The 16,012-nt window shown below is 64.3% G+C and carries 16 protein-coding genes; 3 read left to right on the plus strand and 13 right to left on the minus strand.

Going from position 1 to position 16,012, the window contains the following annotated elements:
• Positions 1-101: 101 nt before the first annotated feature.
• Positions 102-3,125 (minus strand): PAS domain S-box protein, encoded by a 3,024-nt coding sequence (locus tag ACYQ2T_RS12640; protein WP_459901011.1) that lies wholly within the window; start codon positions 3,123-3,125, stop codon positions 102-104.
• 248 nt (positions 3,126-3,373) lie between these two features.
• The gene (locus tag ACYQ2T_RS12645; RefSeq protein ID WP_459901013.1) at positions 3,374-4,081 is read right to left on the minus strand and encodes a CBS and ACT domain-containing protein; all 708 of its coding nucleotides are present in this window, start codon (positions 4,079-4,081) and stop codon (positions 3,374-3,376) included.
• Between the two features lie 168 nt (positions 4,082-4,249).
• On the opposite strand from ACYQ2T_RS12645, the gene larC reads away from it, so the two are divergent.
• A complete protein-coding gene (gene larC, locus ACYQ2T_RS12650; protein ID WP_459901015.1) occupies positions 4,250-4,999 on the plus strand; it encodes a nickel pincer cofactor biosynthesis protein LarC in 750 nt (249 codons plus the stop codon).
• Between the two features lie 87 nt (positions 5,000-5,086).
• On the opposite strand, the gene ACYQ2T_RS12655 is transcribed toward larC, so the two are convergent.
• From ACYQ2T_RS12655 to mrtJ, 11 genes are all read right to left on the minus strand, one after another.
• A complete protein-coding gene (locus tag ACYQ2T_RS12655) occupies positions 5,087-5,773 on the minus strand; it encodes a prepilin peptidase (RefSeq protein WP_459901017.1) in 687 nt (228 codons plus the stop codon).
• Positions 5,774-5,793: 20 nt separating this feature from the next.
• Positions 5,794-6,624, minus strand: coding sequence for a hypothetical protein (locus ACYQ2T_RS12660; RefSeq protein WP_459901018.1), 831 nt, complete (start codon positions 6,622-6,624; stop codon positions 5,794-5,796).
• A 12-nt stretch (positions 6,625-6,636) separates the two neighbouring features.
• Positions 6,637-7,128, minus strand: a complete 492-nt coding sequence (locus ACYQ2T_RS12665; protein ID WP_404843440.1) for a type II secretion system protein M — start codon at positions 7,126-7,128, stop codon at positions 6,637-6,639.
• 8 nt (positions 7,129-7,136) lie between these two features.
• Entirely contained in the window at positions 7,137-8,234 is a 1,098-nt protein-coding gene (locus ACYQ2T_RS12670; RefSeq protein ID WP_459901020.1) for a hypothetical protein, read from the minus strand.
• Positions 8,235-8,306: 72 nt separating this feature from the next.
• Positions 8,307-9,281 carry a type II secretion system minor pseudopilin gene (locus ACYQ2T_RS12675; protein ID WP_459901022.1) on the minus strand — a complete coding sequence of 325 codons (975 nt, stop codon included), beginning with the start codon at positions 9,279-9,281 and terminating at the stop codon, positions 8,307-8,309.
• Complete coding sequence (locus ACYQ2T_RS12680) at positions 9,278-9,835, minus strand: prepilin-type N-terminal cleavage/methylation domain-containing protein (RefSeq protein WP_459901024.1); 558 nt, start codon at positions 9,833-9,835, stop codon at positions 9,278-9,280. Before ACYQ2T_RS12680 ends, ACYQ2T_RS12675 begins: the two co-directional genes overlap by 4 nt.
• Positions 9,832-10,200, minus strand: a complete 369-nt coding sequence (locus ACYQ2T_RS12685) for a prepilin-type N-terminal cleavage/methylation domain-containing protein (RefSeq protein ID WP_459901026.1) — start codon at positions 10,198-10,200, stop codon at positions 9,832-9,834. The genes ACYQ2T_RS12680 and ACYQ2T_RS12685 overlap by 4 nt, the downstream gene beginning before the upstream one ends.
• Positions 10,201-10,208: 8 nt before the next feature.
• Complete coding sequence (locus ACYQ2T_RS12690) at positions 10,209-10,643, minus strand: pilus assembly FimT family protein (RefSeq protein ID WP_459901027.1); 435 nt, start codon at positions 10,641-10,643, stop codon at positions 10,209-10,211.
• On the minus strand, positions 10,643-11,059 hold the full coding sequence (gene gspG / locus ACYQ2T_RS12695) for a type II secretion system major pseudopilin GspG (RefSeq protein ID WP_404843434.1): 417 nt from the start codon (positions 11,057-11,059) through the stop codon (positions 10,643-10,645). Before gspG ends, ACYQ2T_RS12690 begins: the two co-directional genes overlap by 1 nt.
• Positions 11,056-12,420, minus strand: coding sequence for a WD40 repeat domain-containing protein (locus ACYQ2T_RS12700; protein ID WP_459901029.1), 1,365 nt, complete (start codon positions 12,418-12,420; stop codon positions 11,056-11,058). Before ACYQ2T_RS12700 ends, gspG begins: the two co-directional genes overlap by 4 nt.
• A 40-nt stretch (positions 12,421-12,460) precedes the next feature.
• The gene (gene mrtJ / locus ACYQ2T_RS12705; RefSeq protein WP_459901031.1) at positions 12,461-12,931 is read right to left on the minus strand and encodes a JDVT-CTERM system glutamic-type intramembrane protease MrtJ; all 471 of its coding nucleotides are present in this window, start codon (positions 12,929-12,931) and stop codon (positions 12,461-12,463) included.
• A gap of 168 nt (positions 12,932-13,099) precedes the next feature.
• On the opposite strand from mrtJ, the gene ACYQ2T_RS12710 reads away from it, so the two are divergent.
• Entirely contained in the window at positions 13,100-13,873 is a 774-nt protein-coding gene (locus ACYQ2T_RS12710) for a PDZ domain-containing protein (RefSeq protein WP_459901033.1), read from the plus strand.
• A gap of 48 nt (positions 13,874-13,921) precedes the next feature.
• Positions 13,922-16,009, plus strand: coding sequence for a secretin N-terminal domain-containing protein (locus ACYQ2T_RS12715; protein ID WP_459901035.1), 2,088 nt, complete (start codon positions 13,922-13,924; stop codon positions 16,007-16,009).
• Positions 16,010-16,012: the final 3 nt, after the last annotated feature.

The following is a 16,012-nucleotide window of genomic DNA, read 5'->3' on the forward strand; positions in this document are numbered from 1 at the left end:
AGAACAGTCTCATAGGTGAGGGGGGTATGCATGTCAACACGAATAATTGCAGGGGCGATAATGACAAAAAAATGACATTGGTGACACGAAGGGTGCTGGGCTTAGGCGCAGACGAGGCGGTTTCGCCCTTGCTGTTTTGCCTCGTAGAGGTTGTCATCCGCGCGCCGGAGCACGTCCTCCAGCGTGGTGTCGGTGTCCCTGAGGGTGGACAGGCCGATGCTGGCGGTAAAGTGCAGGGGCTCGCCCTCGCTGCTAACGGACGAGATGCTCTCAATGCGCTGGCGCAGGCGTTCGGCAACGTCGCAGGCGGCTTCTGCGGTGGTTTCCGTGAGGATGACGGCGAATTCCTCGCCGCCAAGGCGGCCAAAGACGTCGGAGTCGCGCAGGGTGTCGTGGCAGGCGTCCACAACGGCCCTGAGCACTTCATCACCGGTGTGGTGGCCGTAGGTATCGTTGATGACTTTAAAATGGTCAAGGTCCAACATGAGGGCGGTAAGGGCGTGGCCGTAGCGGCGCGCGCGGCGGACTTCGTTCTCTCCCTTTTCCATAAAGCGCCTGCGGTTGAGTGCGCCGGTGAGGGCGTCCCGCGTGGCCATAAGGCGCAGTTCCTCCTCCATCCGGCGGCGTTCTGTCACATCCTCCATCATCCACACGGCGCCCTTGGAGGCATCGCCCGGCACAAGAAAACGGCTGATAAGGCGGCACCAGAAGGAATCGTAGCTCCCCCGGCCCATGCGGATGATGCTTTCGGTGGTGTCGCCGCGGGCGAGGTCCTCGTACGCTCTTGTGCGCAGCTGCTGAAAGTCGTCCTGCGAGGGGAAGAGGGTGTCGATTGGGGCGCCGACGAGCTGCTCCTCCGGCCGCTCCACCATTTCGGCAAAGCGGGTGTTCACCCACTGGAAGGTGGCGTCCTGCACAAGGCCTATGCCGAGGATATCGTTCTCCAGCAGAACCTGCTGCATGCGGTTGGTGTGGCGGAGCTGGTCCTCCATGATTTTTTCTTCCGTGACGTCGTCAATGAGCCACAGCGTGCCATTGAGTGGGGCGGCGCCGTCGATGGCCTTGCCGGTAATGCGGCACCAGTAGCGCATGCCATCGGGCCGGTTCAATTCGTGAATGGCGTCGTAGATATCCTCGCGCTGGAAGGTATTTTCCGTGTCCACGCGGAATTGCTGAAAGTCTTTGGGCGAGGTGAATAGGCGGTCTGGGTTGTGGCGGATCTCCTCCTGCGTGTAGCCCGTGATTTCCGTGAAGCGGAAGTTGGTCCACTGTATTGTGGTGTTGCTGACATAACAGATGCCAATCATGCCGTTTTCCAGCATGAGTTCCTGAAAGGCGTTGGCGCTGCGCAGTTCCTGCTCCATGCGCTGGCGCTCCGTCACATCAATGATAATGGCGTAGATGGTTTGTTTGCCGTCCACAATCATGGGCACGGCGTGCAGTTCAATGCTTCTGACTTCTCCTGAGCGGAGCTGATGGGCGAGGGGGAAGATTTGCTTGTTGCCGTTAACGGCTTCGCCCATGGCGGCGGCGATGGTTTCAGGGTCGTCCGTGTCGATATCGGTCACGTGCATGCCGCGCAAGGTGTCCAGAGGATAGCCGTAAAACTCGGCAGCCGCGGCGTTGGCTTCCGTGATGACGCCAGTTGCGACGTCCGCCACCATCATCACCACGGAGTGCTGTTCAAAAAAGGCGCGGAATTTCTCTTCGCTTTGGCGCAGGGCGTTCTCGGCCTGCATGCGGCTGGTGATATTTCGGGCTTCGTGGAAGACGGCTTCCTCGCCCATGTATTCGATGACGTTGGTATTGAGCTCCACGGGAATGGTGCGTCCGTCCCGGGTGCGGTAGCTGGTTTTGTAGGTGTGGGCGGTGTGCGGGGCGTCCGCGTTTTCGCACGGCAGTTCGTGCATGGGCTCGGCGATGATGTCCTGCATCCGCGCGCCAAGAAGCTCCTCGCGCGTGAAGCCGAGGGTGCGGCAGGCCGCGGGGTTGGCGTCCATAATGTACTCGCCGTCACAAACGAAGGTCATGTCCGTGGCACTCTCGAACAGGGCGCGGTAGTTGGTTTCCGTCACCTTGAGGCGGGAGTACAGCCACAGAATGTGCAGCGTGACGCCCATAAGGATGATTATGGCGAGAAGTGCGCCAAGGATATAGGGCCAATACCGCGCGAAAAAGGCCGCAGGGTCCAGCTTGCCGTAGTCCTCATAAGGGGGCACGCGTAGTTCACGCAGCAGGTCGTGGACGGGCTCGTAGTTGCGGGGGACGCTCCAGCCGGAAATGCCAGCAGTGATGGCGGCGGGATGGTCCGGAGTCATGGCCAGCAGGGCGGCGTCCACAAGGCGGGCCAGGTCTTCAGGGGTGTGCGGCATACGCGACAGGGGCCACTCCGGGTACAGCCGGGTGCTGTGTTCGTAGGGAAAGGTGATGGAGTGCCCGCCAATGGGGCGCAGCACCTTGAACGTGCCCGGCGGAATGCCGCGCTGGGCGCTGAGGCGTTCCAGCGTGCCGGTGCGCACGGTTCCCGCGTCCGCCGCGCCGCTGAGGACGGCGTCCACCACGCTATCGTGCGAGCCGGTAAAAGTGAGTTCGCGCAGGTCCTTGGCCGGGATGATGCCGATGCTTTGCAACTCGCGCCGCAGGGCCAGCCAGCCGCCAAGGGAGGACGGGTCCACCGCCGCAAAGCGGATGCCGTGCAGGTCGCTGATGGTGCTGATGTCCACGCGGTCCGACAGGGTAAAGGCGACGCCGCCAAAGCGCGAACTGGTCACCCCAAGGCGGGTGGTGTTGAGCGTCAACATCGGGCTGATGCCGTTGGTTTTCTCCAGCTCCACGAACAGGGCGGGATTGCACAGCAGAAAGTCGATATCCCGGTTGGCGACAGCAGGGCGCACCTGCCCGAAGGACAGCGGCATAATGCGGAAAACATGCCCCGGCACAGTGGCGGAGAGGTAGGCAGCGGTGAGGTTCCAGCGCGCAAAGCTGCCCGCTTGCCCGCGCTTGGACAACACCCCAATGTTCACCACGCCAAAATGCGCCAGCGCGGGGGTGCTCCATACGCCCAAAAGGACGCAGACGCAGGCCATAAGTCCCAGTTGGACAAAAACGTGGCGAAGCCGTTTCATAGAATATGCGGGGTTGGCAGTGAATTGTGGTCTACAACGATTCTAGCAGATATTCCCCGCACAATATATCGGCAAAATGACGGCCCCGTGCGGTACAAAAGGGATACCGCATTGGCAGCGCAGTGCCGGGTATGCTCGCGAGATTTCACCCTATCGGCAGAAATTGCGGGAGCATTAGGGCGCACTGCCTGAATGGACAAAATCCGCCGCCGCGCATGGCGCATGGACAACGGCGCAAGCGGGGCAGACTACGCAGGGTGTGGGCTGGCGCCGTCATCCGGGGCAGGCTCGATGTCCTCGTGCAGGATGTAGAGGACGGCGTAGCGCTCCGCCAATTCGTCCAGCATGGTGGTCTGCGCGGTGGGGTCCATGTCCTGCACGCGCACCACAACGTGGCGGTTTGGCGCGCCCACGGGCTCGTAAGCGGTGAGGATGCTCATGATGCGGGCGTGGTGGGAGTTGAGAAATTCCACCAGACCGGCCATGGTTCCGGGTTGGTCCGGCAGTTCAATGCCAAACTGAAAGCCCCCGTGCAATACGCCGGTGATGGTGATGAGTACGTCAAAAACGTCCGTTTGGGTGAGGATGCCCACCAGCTTGTCGCCGCCGGTGACCACAGGCACGCCGCCGATTTTGTAGCGCTGGAGGAGAACGGCGGCCTTTTCCACGGAGTCTTCGGGCGAAACCGTGACAAGGCGTGGCCGGGCGGTCATGATGTCTTTGACCCGTATCTCGGAAAGCAGGTAGTACAGCTCGTGCACATCAAGGGTGGTGGCCTGCGAGGGCGAGGCCTCCTTGATGTCGCGGTCGGTGACGATGCCAAGCAGCAGCCCTGCGTCGTCAACGATGGAAAGACTGCGCACGCCTTTGTCCTTCATGAGCTTGGCGGCGCGCATCATGGAGGTATCCGGAGGGGCCGTGACGGGTTCGGTGCTCATCCAATTGCCGACCAGCATGCGCTTTCTCCTTATGTGGCAGAAGACGACGCCGTGCCGCGTGGCGCGCTGTGCGCCCCGCCCCGGAAGGACACGGCTTCTGATAGTATGTAACGTTGCACAGAGGGCGCGGTATTTCAAGGGGATTCTCCGGCTTTGGCCGGTCCCTCTCCCGCCTATGGAGTGGATATGCCAGAACTGTTTATGGATTGCGGCTTCGGCATTGCCGGAGACATGTTCCTTGCCGCCTCGGCCGGCCTTGGGGTGGATGTTGCTCCGGTGGAGACGGCCCTGCGCGAGGTGGGCGTGGACGTGCGTGTGCGTGCGGAAGAAACCCGCGCCACAGGCCTTGTGGGCATGCGCCTTGTCGTGGAGGGCGGGGCGGACCAGCCCCTGCGGCATTTGTCTGAGATTATTGCTATTAGCTCATTTTTGCAGCTTGGCGGCGCTGTGTGCGAGCGCGCGGCGCAGGCTTTTATCAGGCTGGCCGAGGTGGAGGCCGCCGTGCACGGCATACCAGTGGATCAGGTGCATTTTCATGAAGTGGGCGCGGTGGACACCCTTGTGGACGTGGTGGGGGCCTTTTACGCGCTGGAGGCGCTTGGCGTGACGCGGGTTGTGTCCTCGCCCCTGCCGTGGTTTACCGGGCGCGTGCAGTGCGCCCACGGCACACTTGGCCTGCCCGCACCGGCCACGCTGGAACTCTTGCGCGGCAAGCCCGTGTACCCCACGGCGTTCCGGCAGGAAATCATTACCCCCACGGGCGCGCTTATTCTGGACAGCGTGACAGACCATTTTGCCAGCGGTCCGGAAGGCGTGGTGGCGGCTACGGGCACAGGCTACGGCACCCACGACCTTGGTCCCGGCAATGTCGGCCTGCGTTTGATGCTGGTGGACGAATGGCAGGGCGCGCCAGCAGGGTGCGGCGCGCCGCAGTAGGGCGCGAAGAATATTCACCGCGCGGCGCCTGTGCGCCGCGCGACGGCGGAGTGCCCCGGCTGGGCGCTCCGCTTTTTTGCGTGGGGGCTAGAGCACTGCGCCGAGGTACCAAGCCATGATGCGGTGGCCTGCGGTGAGGGTCAGCAGCGCCCCAAGGCACAGAAACGGCCCAAAGGGCAGGGCGGTCTGCATCCCCACGGCGGAGCCGCGCAGGCGGATGGCGAGGGCCGCGCCAAGGGCGGCAAAGCAGGAGAGCAAAATGGTCAGGGGCAATAGCGTCAGCCCTGTGAGGGCGCCAAGGCAGACCATGAGTTTGATGTCGCCGGAACCAAGGCCCTCTACGCCGCGCACGTGCCTGTAGATGAGTTGCAGGAGCCAGAACAGGCCGCTTCCGGCCACTGCTCCGCCCACGCATTCCACCACGGGCATATCCAGCAGGACAATGGCGGCCACCGGGGCGGCCACGGCGCAGGGCAGGGTGACGGCGTCCGGCAGGATAAAGCTGTAGAGGTCGATGAAGCTGGCCGTGGCAAGCACGGCGGTAAAGGCGAAGTACACGGTGAATTCCGCCCCCGGACCATAGCGCAGGGCCAGCATGAGGCTGGCCGCGGCCATGACCAGCCCGGTGAGCAGGGCAAGGCGGCGGTGCGGGGCGTCGTATTCGTCATCGGGGAGGGTGGTCAGATAGCGCCGCACAGCGGTGGCGGCGGGAACACCAAGGGCCAGTCCCAGCGCCGTTGCCGCGGCGGGGAAGGTGAAGTCGGGCAGTATCATGTTTCCGGTCCGGGTTCGCGTCAGTTCAGAAGTCGGGTCAGCCTGTTTTCACGGGCGAATGGGATGCGGCCTTCGCCGGAGCCGATGGTGCCATTAAGAGCCACGCGCGAGAAGAAAAGGTTCTTGCGGAACTCCACGGTGCCCTGTGCGGCCATGGGAAGCGGACCCGCGGCGGACAGGGTGCGGATGATGCCTTGCTCGCCGCGCAGGTCCATGTCCAGCCGGACTTTGCTGGCCATAACGCCGTTTGGCAGCTGCAACTCGTCGGCGTAGATGTCCACATTGCCGGTGCTGGGGTAGCGCGTCCATCCGTCCTGCCATTGGCAGTCCGCCAGCAGGTCCACCTCGCCGCTGAAGTGGCGGCCGGACAGCAGTTTTTCCGCCTTGGCGGAGCCGGTGACGAGGAGCTTTTTCCCTTCATACAGCTCCGCCGTGAGTTCCGGGCCGGTGCTGATGGTCAGCCGGACAAGGGGCGCAAGCCCAACCTCCAGCCGCGCTTCGTCAATGCGCACCGTGGTGTGCCCAAGGTCGAGGGTCACGTTGGTGGCCGTCAGCGGCGTGGTGCTGACGCTGGCGCTGACGGCGTCCGCCGCAAAGCGCATGCGCGGCGTCATGCCCATAAGGTCCGACAAGGTGAAGCGGAACATGCTGGCCTCGTCAAGTCCTTTCCACTTGGCTTCCACTTGGTCCATGCGCGACAGGGTCAGCTGTAGCGCGCCGGACCACACCCGGTCCCACGGGGTAAAAAAGGCGAGCCCAGCCACCAATGCGGCGATGAAGAGCAACGTAATACCCGCTCCGCGCAGGGCGGGGCGGCGTTTTCTTTCGGACAGCAAAATTGTTTCGGCCATGTGTGGGCTCCTTTAGCGCACCAAGATGAGTTGCATGTCTGCGAGGGCGGGGTTGTCGAGGCGCTTATTGAGCGAACAGGACACCACCTTCAGCCCCACCCGGTCCCGCAGGTTCTTGAGCAGGTTCAGGGTCTGCGGCAGGTTCAAGCGTTCAAAGACCATTTGGATGCCGTCGTTGCCGTCCGCCGCCGGAGTGGGGCGGATGGCGGCCAGCCTGTCGTCCATCTTGAGGTCACGCGTGACCTTGCGGGCGGCGGCCAGCGGCTCCATGGATTCAAATTCCGCGCGCTGGGCCTGCATGTAGAGGACCTCGCGCACAAGGGGGGCCGCGCGGGCAAAGCGCTTGTCCGTGTCCTCAATGCGGGCCAGTGCGGTCTGCGCCGCGCCGGAAACCGCCCCCCACAGCAGCAAAAGCACAACCGCCCACGCTCCAAGGGCAAGCATGGCGGCCTTGTCCGGGTGGGCAAGGATGCGTTGTACGGCGGGATGGTCGAAGAGCGACATGGTTCCCCCTACTTCGTGACCGTGACGTTCATGCCAAAGACGACGCCGCCTTCGGCTGTGGTCGCCTGTTGGAGTGTAAAGGTGTAGCCCGGGGCGTCCTTGAGGGCGCTCAGGTACTGCTCCACCGCGTCGTAGTTTGGCAGGGTGCCGCGCAGGGAGCCTTTGCCCGGGGCCAACGTCAGGGAGTCCACCTTCAGCCCCTGCGGCGCCTTGGCGCTGAGGGTGCCAAGCAGACTGAGGACGTCAAACCCGGGGATGTCCTCGCCCTTGAGGCGCGCGTGCAGAGACACCAGCCGCCGGTAAGGGGCCGGGCCTTGGTCCGGGCCAAGGGCGCGGGCGTAGAGCTCGGACAGGGCGGCCTCGCGGGTTTCGGCCTCCGCGCTGTAGTGCAGGTACTGCCGCACGCTTACGGACAGCGCCAGAATGGCGGCCACCGTGATGCACACGGCGGCAATGGCGACGTGGCGCAGCATCCCCTCGCGGGAGCCGGACCGCGTGAGCGGCAGGCGCAGGCGCGACCACATGCGCGGCTGGGTGCCCACCTCGGTGAGGGCCTCGCGCCAATCCACGGCGGTGGGCTGGTCCCCGTCATCCATGCGGCGGGATAGCTCCGCGGAGTCCGGCGTGCGGTGCACCATGCCGCCTTTGGTGAGGATGTGCGGGCTGGAACCGTTACTCATGGTCCAGCGCTCAAGGCTGCGCTGCGCCGCCACGTTCCACCCAAGCAGAAATTTGGAGGAGACAAGGGTCGCGTGGGCAAGGGACTCGGCGTGGCGCTCCCAGAATGCGTCAAGCCCCGGCCCGGTGACAAAGCCAAGCAGGCCCCCCGCGCCGCCATGGACAAGGCCGCGTTCCTGCCCGTCCTGCGGCTGGGGGAAGAGGTGCTCCATACGCAGCAGGCACGCCGCGCGCATGGCCCTCGCCTTGGTCAGCGAAATATCATCTGGATGAAAGAAAAAGATATGGTCGTCCGGAATGAGGGCGACAACGGGCAAGTCCGGCGCGCCGGAGGGCGGCTCGCACGGGGCGAGGCGCGCGCCGTCGAACTGTTCCCAGTGTTCCGTGTCGCCATCGAAGTGCAGGGCGTAGAAGCGCTTTGCGGCCATTGTATCCCACCTGTTTCCGGGGCGTGAGGGGCGGCGCGCTGTGGAGCGGCCAGCCTGTGTACGGGTCGCGTCTTAGTCCTCCAGCCAATTCTCCAACACATCGGCGCAGACGAGTTCCCACTCCGTCTCGTTGACGTTGACGATGCACCGCACGCGCTGGTGCCAGCCTTGGCGGTCCACGTCGATAACCACGCGGTAGGCCCCTGCCGACACCGTGACGTATTGGTCCACCTCTAAAAAAACCTCCTGCGGCACGCCGATGTCGCCGTGCATGAGGTCCGCCGGAGTGCGCAGGCCAAACTTTTCGCGGTAGTGCAGGAGGCTTGGCACATACGGCTCAAGTTCCGGCAGGAAGGCGCGGATAACGTCCTCCGGCGCGAAGTTGAGGTTCAGCGCGGCCTCGTCTTCCCCCCACAGGGTGAAGTGCTCGCGTACCCATTTGGGGGTGGCGTCATCCCACTCGCGCACAAGCAGGGCCTCTTCAGGACGCGGCAGGGCGTCGTTGCGCGGAAAGTAGTCCTTCCCTGTTGAACTATATGCTGATTTTTCACTTCCGTGCAACCTTTCGCGGTCTGTGTCCTTGTCCATCCAGTCCATAAGGTACTGCGCGGCGGTGATGGGGAGCTTTGCATCACGCAGGAGTTCTTCTACCGCGCGCTGTGTGCGTTTGGAGGCATCCGTTGTGGTTTGCTGTTCCGATTCCGTTTCTCCGGGGAGCAGCCAGCCAAGGTCGATATAGGCGTTGCAGGGGATGATGTGCACGGTCATGCCCGGGCCGGACCATGTCTCGGCCCAGTCGTCCAGCGGACCGTCCGCTCCGGGGAGGGTGTCGCGGTTTTGGATGCGCTGGACTGCGGCGGCAAGGCCTGCCTCGGCCAGCATGTCCGCGCGGTATTCCTTGGCCAGCAGGGCTGGCTCGCGCGCTTGGCGAAAGCTCTGGTCCAGCGCGCCAAGGACGAGGGATGCCACCGCCAGCATGCACACCAGCACAAGGATAAGTACGGCCCCGCGCTGGGGGGCGCGGCTGCCCGCAGGGCGCGGCGTCATGGTGCGGCCTCCCGCGTTTTCATGGCGGGCAGGCGTTCAATGATGGTGATCTCCTCGCCGCCTTGGGGGGTCAGGGTCAGGCGCAGGGCCGTGAAGGCCGGAGACTGCATGGAAAAAAGCGTCCGCGCCGGGAGCCAGCGCCGTTTGCCGCTGTCGTAGAGTTCCGCCGTAAAGTCATTGTACCGGGGCAGGACGGTAAGCTCGCGCTCAAGGTCCATGTCTTCCACGGTTTCGCGCCGGATGATGCCGCCGCTGGAAAAGTCCCACTCCACCAGCACGCGGAAGGGGGCGTCCATGCCAAGGGCATGGGTGGTGGGCAGTTCCAGCGCGCCGGAGGTGAAGGTGAGGGTGTCGGTATCGGCGTTGACGAAGTCGCGGTGCAAGAGCCGCCGCAGGCGCGCCATGCGCGTGAGCGCTTCGCCCTGACGCTCCAGCACGGCGTGGTTGCGGATGGTGCGGTCCACGGAGACGAGCACAATGCCCATGACCATGGCGCCCACTACCAGCGCCACCAAAAGTTCCACAAGGGTGAAGCCCGTGCGGCGCGCGGTCATGGTCCACTCCCGGCGATGCGCTCGTTGCGCAGCCACTCCCAGCGCAGGGTGGCGTCGGGCACTTTGGTGGTGAGGGCGTAGCGCCCAAGGCCGTCGATGCTGCCCGTGCGCTCAAGCTGCCACTCTCCGCCGGGCTGCTGCGAGTCCGGCACAAAACCCGCGGACGGGGTGGTGAGGCGGTCCGGATAATCCTCGGCCATGAGGCGCGTGGTCATGTTGAGGTTGTCCCATATGCCCCGCCCGCGCTCGGCAAGATGCACAATATGCCCCTGCGCGCTCATCAGCCCAACAGCCAGCACGGCGGCCACCATCAGGGCGATGAGCACCTCAAGCAGGGAAAACCCGGCGCGGGAGGCATGGGGCATGGGCGTCCTCATGAGTTGGAGTCGAAGGTGTCCCCCAGTGCATCAAGGCGCAGGGCGCTGCCGTCGCGCAGGACAAGGCGGACCTCGTCGCTGACGCCGCTGGGGTAAATGTTGAAGGCAAAGGCCAGTCCGCCCGGATTCTCGCCATTGACCTTGGCGCGCGAGACGGCGGCGGGCAGTTCCATTTCCGTTTCATCCCACACCAGCATTGTTTCGCCGATGGCGATGGTCACAGCCTGTGTGCGCCCGGTGCGCAGGGCTTCTTCGCGCACGGCGTCCAGCGCGGTGGTCAGGGCGCTAAGGCGCTTGGCGGTCTCATCGCCTGCCGAGCCGATGTCCAGACGCGGCAGCACAAGGCCCCACGCCACGGCAACAATCGCCATCACCACGAGGATTTCGATAAGCGTCATGCCAGACGGCGCGCGGCGCACGGGCGAGGGCATCAGCCGTCCTCGTCCAGCGCGCTGATGTCGGCGGCGGTGTCCGTGCCGCCCTCCTTGCCATCCGCGCCAAGGCTGACGATGTCGTAGTCTGCGCCGCCGGGACCGGGAGCTTGGTAGATGTATTCATTACCCCACGGGTCATGCGGCAGGCCGGTGCTTTCCAGATAGTCTCCGGCCAGCACGCCAAGGCCTTCCTCGGTGGTGGGGTAGCGGCCGTTGTCCAGCTTGTAGAGCTTGAGGGCGGTTTCAATGGATTGGATGTCCAGCCGCGCCTTGGTGATGCGCGCCTCGTCCGGACGGTCCATGATTTTGGGCACAAGAAGCGTGGCAAGGATGCCAAGGATGACGATGACGACCATCAGTTCAATGAGGCTGAAGCCGCCGCGTGTGCGGCGCGGTGTGCGTGCGCGTGTCATGGTGCGGACTCCTTGTCGCTGGCGCGTGTGGATGACTCCTCTGACGCTGGCGGGCTGGCAAGCGGTACGCCGCCGGGGCGTGTGTCCGTGCGGATGGATGTCCGCAGGGGCAGTGCGCCGGGCGGCGCTTCGGGGACCCCCTCAACGGAAGGGGATTTTACCCACCATAAATAGAATCCTATACCCGCAATATACCGGCAGAGCAACAGCTTGCCGGAAGATTGCATGATGGGATCCGCCACGCGGTAGCGCTCCTCGCCGTGCAAAATTTCGCCTGTGGCGGTGATGGCGGCGCTTTCCCACGCGGCGTCATCCGGGGCTGTGGTTTCGCGCCCGGTGCGCAGGCTGTACACGCGGGTTTCGCCGTCCATGTCCGCAAGGCGAAGTAGTTCCGCCTGCGGCGCAATGGCCGCCGTAAGGGGCGGCGGGGAGAAGGCAACGCGCTTGACCCAGCGCTTGTCCGGGGCGGTGTAGGTGAGCACGCCCCCGCCGAGGGTGAAGGGGCTGTCGTTTGGCTGTGGGGGCACGGGCGCGCGTGTTGCCACATCAAAGCCCACGGGGCGTCCGTCCTTTGGGGTGAGGGTCAGTACGCGCCCGTCAAAGCGCGCGGCGGCAAATGGTCCGCCCGGGACTAAAAAGCGTCCGCCAAAGGCCATGGGCGATGTGGTCCACAGCGTCACCCAGCCCGCGCTGTCCGCCGCCATAAGTACGGACTCGCCGGGGGTAAAGGCAAAGGCCAGCACCTTAAAGCGCAGGGTGCCCACATGGTCCAGCACGCCAACGGAGGACCCAAGCCACAGTTTGTGCGCGGCGTCCACCACGGCCAGCCACGCCCCGCGCGGCGAAATGGCGATGCGCTCAATATCCCCCCGTACGCGGTGTTCCCCCACCCATGCGCAGCGCTCCACCGCCAGCACATGCACCACGCGCGAGCCCGCCTGCGTTGCCGCAAGGGCCGGATACCCCGGCTGCCAGCTGATGCGGTCCACAGGGCCGCGTCCGGGCAAGGCGGCGGTGCGGCAGTCCTCTGCGCCAAGGATGGTCACGGTGCCGTTTTCAAATCCGGCGGCCACGCCGTCTTCCTTGGCGATAGCGCAGGTGACGCCGCGCAGCAGGGCAACGTCCGGATGTTGGCGCGAGAGCAGTATGGCGTGGCGCGGGTGGCTGATGTCCTCCGGCGGGGAAAAGACGGAGTCCACGGGCGTATGCTGGCGCGTCAGGCGCTGGGCAAGGATGTCCTGTACCGTGGCGGGGCCGGTTGGTGCGGCGTCCTGCGGGGCGGTGCGCGGCGCGCAGGCGCAGACAAGGGCGGCAAGGGCGAGGCCCAGCACGGCAGGGACAAGGCGGTGTGGCAGGTGCATGGTGACTCCTTGGCGAGGGCGGGCGGCCATGGCCGTCCGTCTAGCCTGCGCCCAGCAGGGGGCGGTGGAAATAGAGGGCGTTGTAGACAAAGTGCAGCAGCACGCACAGCGGCAGGCTGCGGTGGCGGTCCCACACAAGGCCGAAGGCAAGGGACGGGACAAAGGTCGCCAGCGCCCACGGCGGACTGTGGGACACAAGGTGCATAGCGCTGAATGTGGCCGAGGCCGCAAGGTTGGCAACGCTCACGGGGCCGAAGGTTCGGTCCGAGACAAGCCGGTGCACGGTCTCCTGCAGGCCAAAGCGGAAGGCGGCTTCCTCGGCGCAGGCCTTGAGCAGCAGCATGCCAAGGGGCAGTGACGCTGCGGGCCGGGGCAGGGCGTAGGCCACCCCCCCGGCAAGCACCAGCGCAAGGTACCCCGGCGACACAAGCCCCCGCCATGTGGCGGACCACTGCCGGAGCAGGGCGCGGGTGAATCTGCGGGAGGGCGTTTGGGTGCCTGATTTGGTCATTTTCCCTCAAAGGCCCGTGACAGGCCGTTATCTGCTGGGTGAAAAGCGCTCGCCTTGTGCAATGATTTGGGAAACGTATTGTAGTAGAGGGTGAAATCGCTTATACCGAGTAATGATGGGGAAACCTCTACATTACAGGTGTATAGCATAACGACGATGAAATTCAATATGTTGAAATGGATATGGCCTATTGTTGTTGGTTTGGCCGCTGCCTATGCAGTCAGCGGGTGGGCTGTGCCCGTGTCCGTGCCGCCGCGGCCCGATGCGCCGGAGGCGGTGCCTGCTTCCGCGGCGGAGCAGAACAGGCTCATCAAGGACATTCGCGACCGCAATATCCTTGGTCTGGCAACGCCGGCGCCCAAGGCCGCCGCGCCCAAGCAGGCCGCGCCCAAGGTCAACCCCGCGTCGTGGCGGCTGCTTGGGACCGTGCTGGGCAAGCCCTCGTACGGGCTGTTCATGGTGGGGCAGGAGTTTAAGACCCTGTCCGCCGGGCAAAACGAGCAGGGCTGGCAGCTGACTAGCGTGGAACCGCAGGCCGTGGTGTGGACGCGCGGAGGCGACACACAGCGCGTGCACCTGCGCGACCAGAAAAACCTGCCCGCGCCGGTAACGGTGGAAAAGTCCGTGGCCGTGAACCTCGACGGCAAAAAGATCGCCCCGTACCTCAAGGACCCCACACAGATGCTCAACCACGCCAATTTCAAGCCCTTCCGCGAGGGGGGCAAGGTGATTGGCTTCCGGCTGCGGGACATCAAAAAGGACTCCATCCTCAGCACCATTGGGTTGGTGGATAACGACGTCCTCATCCGCATCAACGGCAGGCGCATGGACGGCCCGCACAAGCTCCTGATGGCCTACAAGGACATGAAGCCCGGCACCACCGTGACGGTGGATGTGCAGCGCGGCAAGGATGTGAAGACCTTTCTCTTGAACATCGACTAGACGGAAGCAGGATAGAATCAACATCGCGGAAGAACAGGGGGAAACGTGATGCTCAAGCTGATGCGGAATGCCGTGGTGTGCGCGGCGCTGGTGCTGACCTTGTGCGGCGCGGCCGCCGCGCAGGATGGCGCGGACGTGCAGGCCAATCTGGACAACATCCTCATTGGGGACCTCGTCAAGTTTGTGGCCAACTACACGGGCAAGAACTTTGTCTACGACGAGGGCATCCCCGCCCAGCGTGTGAGCATTTATTCCAAGGAGCCGGTCACGGAGTCCGAGCTGATGACCATCCTGCGGCATATGCTGCTGCTGGTGGGGTATGATGTGGTCATCAAGGACGACGTGCACTACATCGTCCGGCGCGGGCAGGTGAAGGAGATTGGCGACACGCTCTATCCCAGCATCAGCCCCGGCGGCGACGACGAGCGCATCACCGTGTTCTACCGCCTTGAGGGCGGGCTGGAGCCAAAGTCCGCCAGCGAACTGGTGGCCGGTATGGTCAGCCCCGGCTACGGCGCGGCGCTGCCCGTCCCGCAGGCGCGCGCCCTGCTCATCAGCGACAAGCGCCTTATGGTGCGGCGCATTGTGGAAGTGCTGGACTCCGTCCCCCTGACGCGTCCGGACTGGAAGCACGACATTGTCCCGCTGGAAAAGGTCAAGGCCACGGACGCCCAGCGTGTGATTGCCAAATTCTATGGCGACCTCAAGGCCAAGGGCTTTGGCGGCGACGAGCCGCTGTCCTATGTTCTTGGCTGGTCCAATAGCGTGCTCATTGCCGGACTGCCCGCGCAGGTGGATGAGGTGAAGGCCTTGCTTCAGCGCCTCGATACCGGCGAGGACGTCACGTCCAATTACAAAATTTACCGCCTGCGCAATGCCAAGGCCAATACCGTGGCCGATGTGCTCTCGTCCCTTGGCGAGCGCCTTGATGAATCCGCCTCGCCTGCGGGCGCGGGCGGCGAGGACGCCAAAACCAAAACCTCCGTCGTGGCGGGCAAGGAAAAGGAGGACTCCTTCCTTGTGTCGTCGGATGTGGATACCAACACGCTGGTGGTGCTGGGCGACCCGGATTTCCTCGCGCGGGTGGACGCCATCGTGGAGGAGCTGGACCGGCCGCTGGATCAGGTGTTTGTGGAGGCGCTCATCTTGGAGACCAGCCTTGAGAACGCGCAGTCCTTTGGCGTGGAATGGCTGGCTGGTGGCGGCGGCAGCAACGTTGGGGCCAGCATTGGCTTTATTGACAACCCCAAGACCGGCGACAGTTCGCTGATTCCCTTCCAAGCCCCAACGCTGGACAGCGACCCGGAGGGGCCGAATTTTTCGGCGCTTCCCGGCGGCTTTACCCTTGGCGTATTGGGCGATGTGGTCACCTACGATGGCGTGCGCTACCCCTCCCTTGGCGCGCTTGTATCCTATTTGAAGGAAGCCACGGGCGTGAACATTCTCTCCACCCCGCAGATTCTGACCATGGACCATGCCGAGGCCGAAATCTTTGTGGGTGAGGAGCGCTTTGTGCTGGAAGGGCGCAACATCACCGACGGCGGCACCACCCAGAACCAGTACCGCGAAAAGGAAATCGGCGTGAAGTTGCAGGTCACCCCGCACATCAACGCCGAGGATGGGCTGATCCATCTGGACCTGTATCAGGAGGTGGCGCGCGTGACGGCCATTTCCGCCACGGATGGTCTGCCCATTACCCTCAAGCGCAACACCAAAACCTCGGTCCAGCTTCTGGACGGCGCGACCATGGTCATCGGCGGCCTGATTCAGGACGACCTGGACCGTGGGCAAAAGGCCATGCCCGGCATCTCCGAGGTGCCGCTCCTTGGCTGGCTGTTTAAGAGCCGCAACACATCGGCCGTGAAGCGGACGCTGATGCTTTTTGTCTCCGCCCACATCGTGCACACGCGCGAGGACGCCATGGAGCTGAGCCGCCGCAAGCTGGACGAGGCGCGCCAGCAGACGCAGGGCGTGCAGGATGCCATTAATAAGGAATTCAACCTCGACGAGGACGAGATTCCGCCCAACTCCGTGGACGAGAGCCTTGAGAGCTTTGGCATGGGCGGCAAGCCCGCGCCCGCGCCCGAAGCGGGAGAAAAGCCGCTGACCGAGACGCCCATCATGGAGGAGCAGTAGACC

This window comes from Desulfobaculum senezii (assembly GCF_054657395.1).

Bases quoted from the DNA above. Each gene is read 5' to 3' on its own strand.
- ACYQ2T_RS12640 (WP_459901011.1), bottom strand. From the start codon at position 3,125: ATGAAACGGCTTCGCCACGTTTTTGTCCAACTGGGACTTATGGCCTGC.
- ACYQ2T_RS12645 (WP_459901013.1), bottom strand. From the start codon at position 4,081: ATGCTGGTCGGCAATTGGATGAGCACCGAACCCGTCACGGCCCCTCCG.
- larC (WP_459901015.1), top strand. From the start codon at position 4,250: ATGCCAGAACTGTTTATGGATTGCGGCTTCGGCATTGCCGGAGACATG.
- ACYQ2T_RS12655 (WP_459901017.1), bottom strand. From the start codon at position 5,773: ATGATACTGCCCGACTTCACCTTCCCCGCCGCGGCAACGGCGCTGGGA.
- ACYQ2T_RS12660 (WP_459901018.1), bottom strand. From the start codon at position 6,624: ATGGCCGAAACAATTTTGCTGTCCGAAAGAAAACGCCGCCCCGCCCTG.
- ACYQ2T_RS12665 (WP_404843440.1), bottom strand. From the start codon at position 7,128: ATGTCGCTCTTCGACCATCCCGCCGTACAACGCATCCTTGCCCACCCG.
- ACYQ2T_RS12670 (WP_459901020.1), bottom strand. From the start codon at position 8,234: ATGGCCGCAAAGCGCTTCTACGCCCTGCACTTCGATGGCGACACGGAA.
- ACYQ2T_RS12675 (WP_459901022.1), bottom strand. From the start codon at position 9,281: ATGACGCCGCGCCCTGCGGGCAGCCGCGCCCCCCAGCGCGGGGCCGTA.
- ACYQ2T_RS12680 (WP_459901024.1), bottom strand. From the start codon at position 9,835: ATGACCGCGCGCCGCACGGGCTTCACCCTTGTGGAACTTTTGGTGGCG.
- ACYQ2T_RS12685 (WP_459901026.1), bottom strand. From the start codon at position 10,200: ATGCCCCATGCCTCCCGCGCCGGGTTTTCCCTGCTTGAGGTGCTCATC.
- ACYQ2T_RS12690 (WP_459901027.1), bottom strand. From the start codon at position 10,643: ATGCCCTCGCCCGTGCGCCGCGCGCCGTCTGGCATGACGCTTATCGAA.
- gspG (WP_404843434.1), bottom strand. From the start codon at position 11,059: ATGACACGCGCACGCACACCGCGCCGCACACGCGGCGGCTTCAGCCTC.
- ACYQ2T_RS12700 (WP_459901029.1), bottom strand. From the start codon at position 12,420: ATGCACCTGCCACACCGCCTTGTCCCTGCCGTGCTGGGCCTCGCCCTT.
- mrtJ (WP_459901031.1), bottom strand. From the start codon at position 12,931: ATGACCAAATCAGGCACCCAAACGCCCTCCCGCAGATTCACCCGCGCC.
- ACYQ2T_RS12710 (WP_459901033.1), top strand. From the start codon at position 13,100: ATGTTGAAATGGATATGGCCTATTGTTGTTGGTTTGGCCGCTGCCTAT.
- ACYQ2T_RS12715 (WP_459901035.1), top strand. From the start codon at position 13,922: ATGCTCAAGCTGATGCGGAATGCCGTGGTGTGCGCGGCGCTGGTGCTG.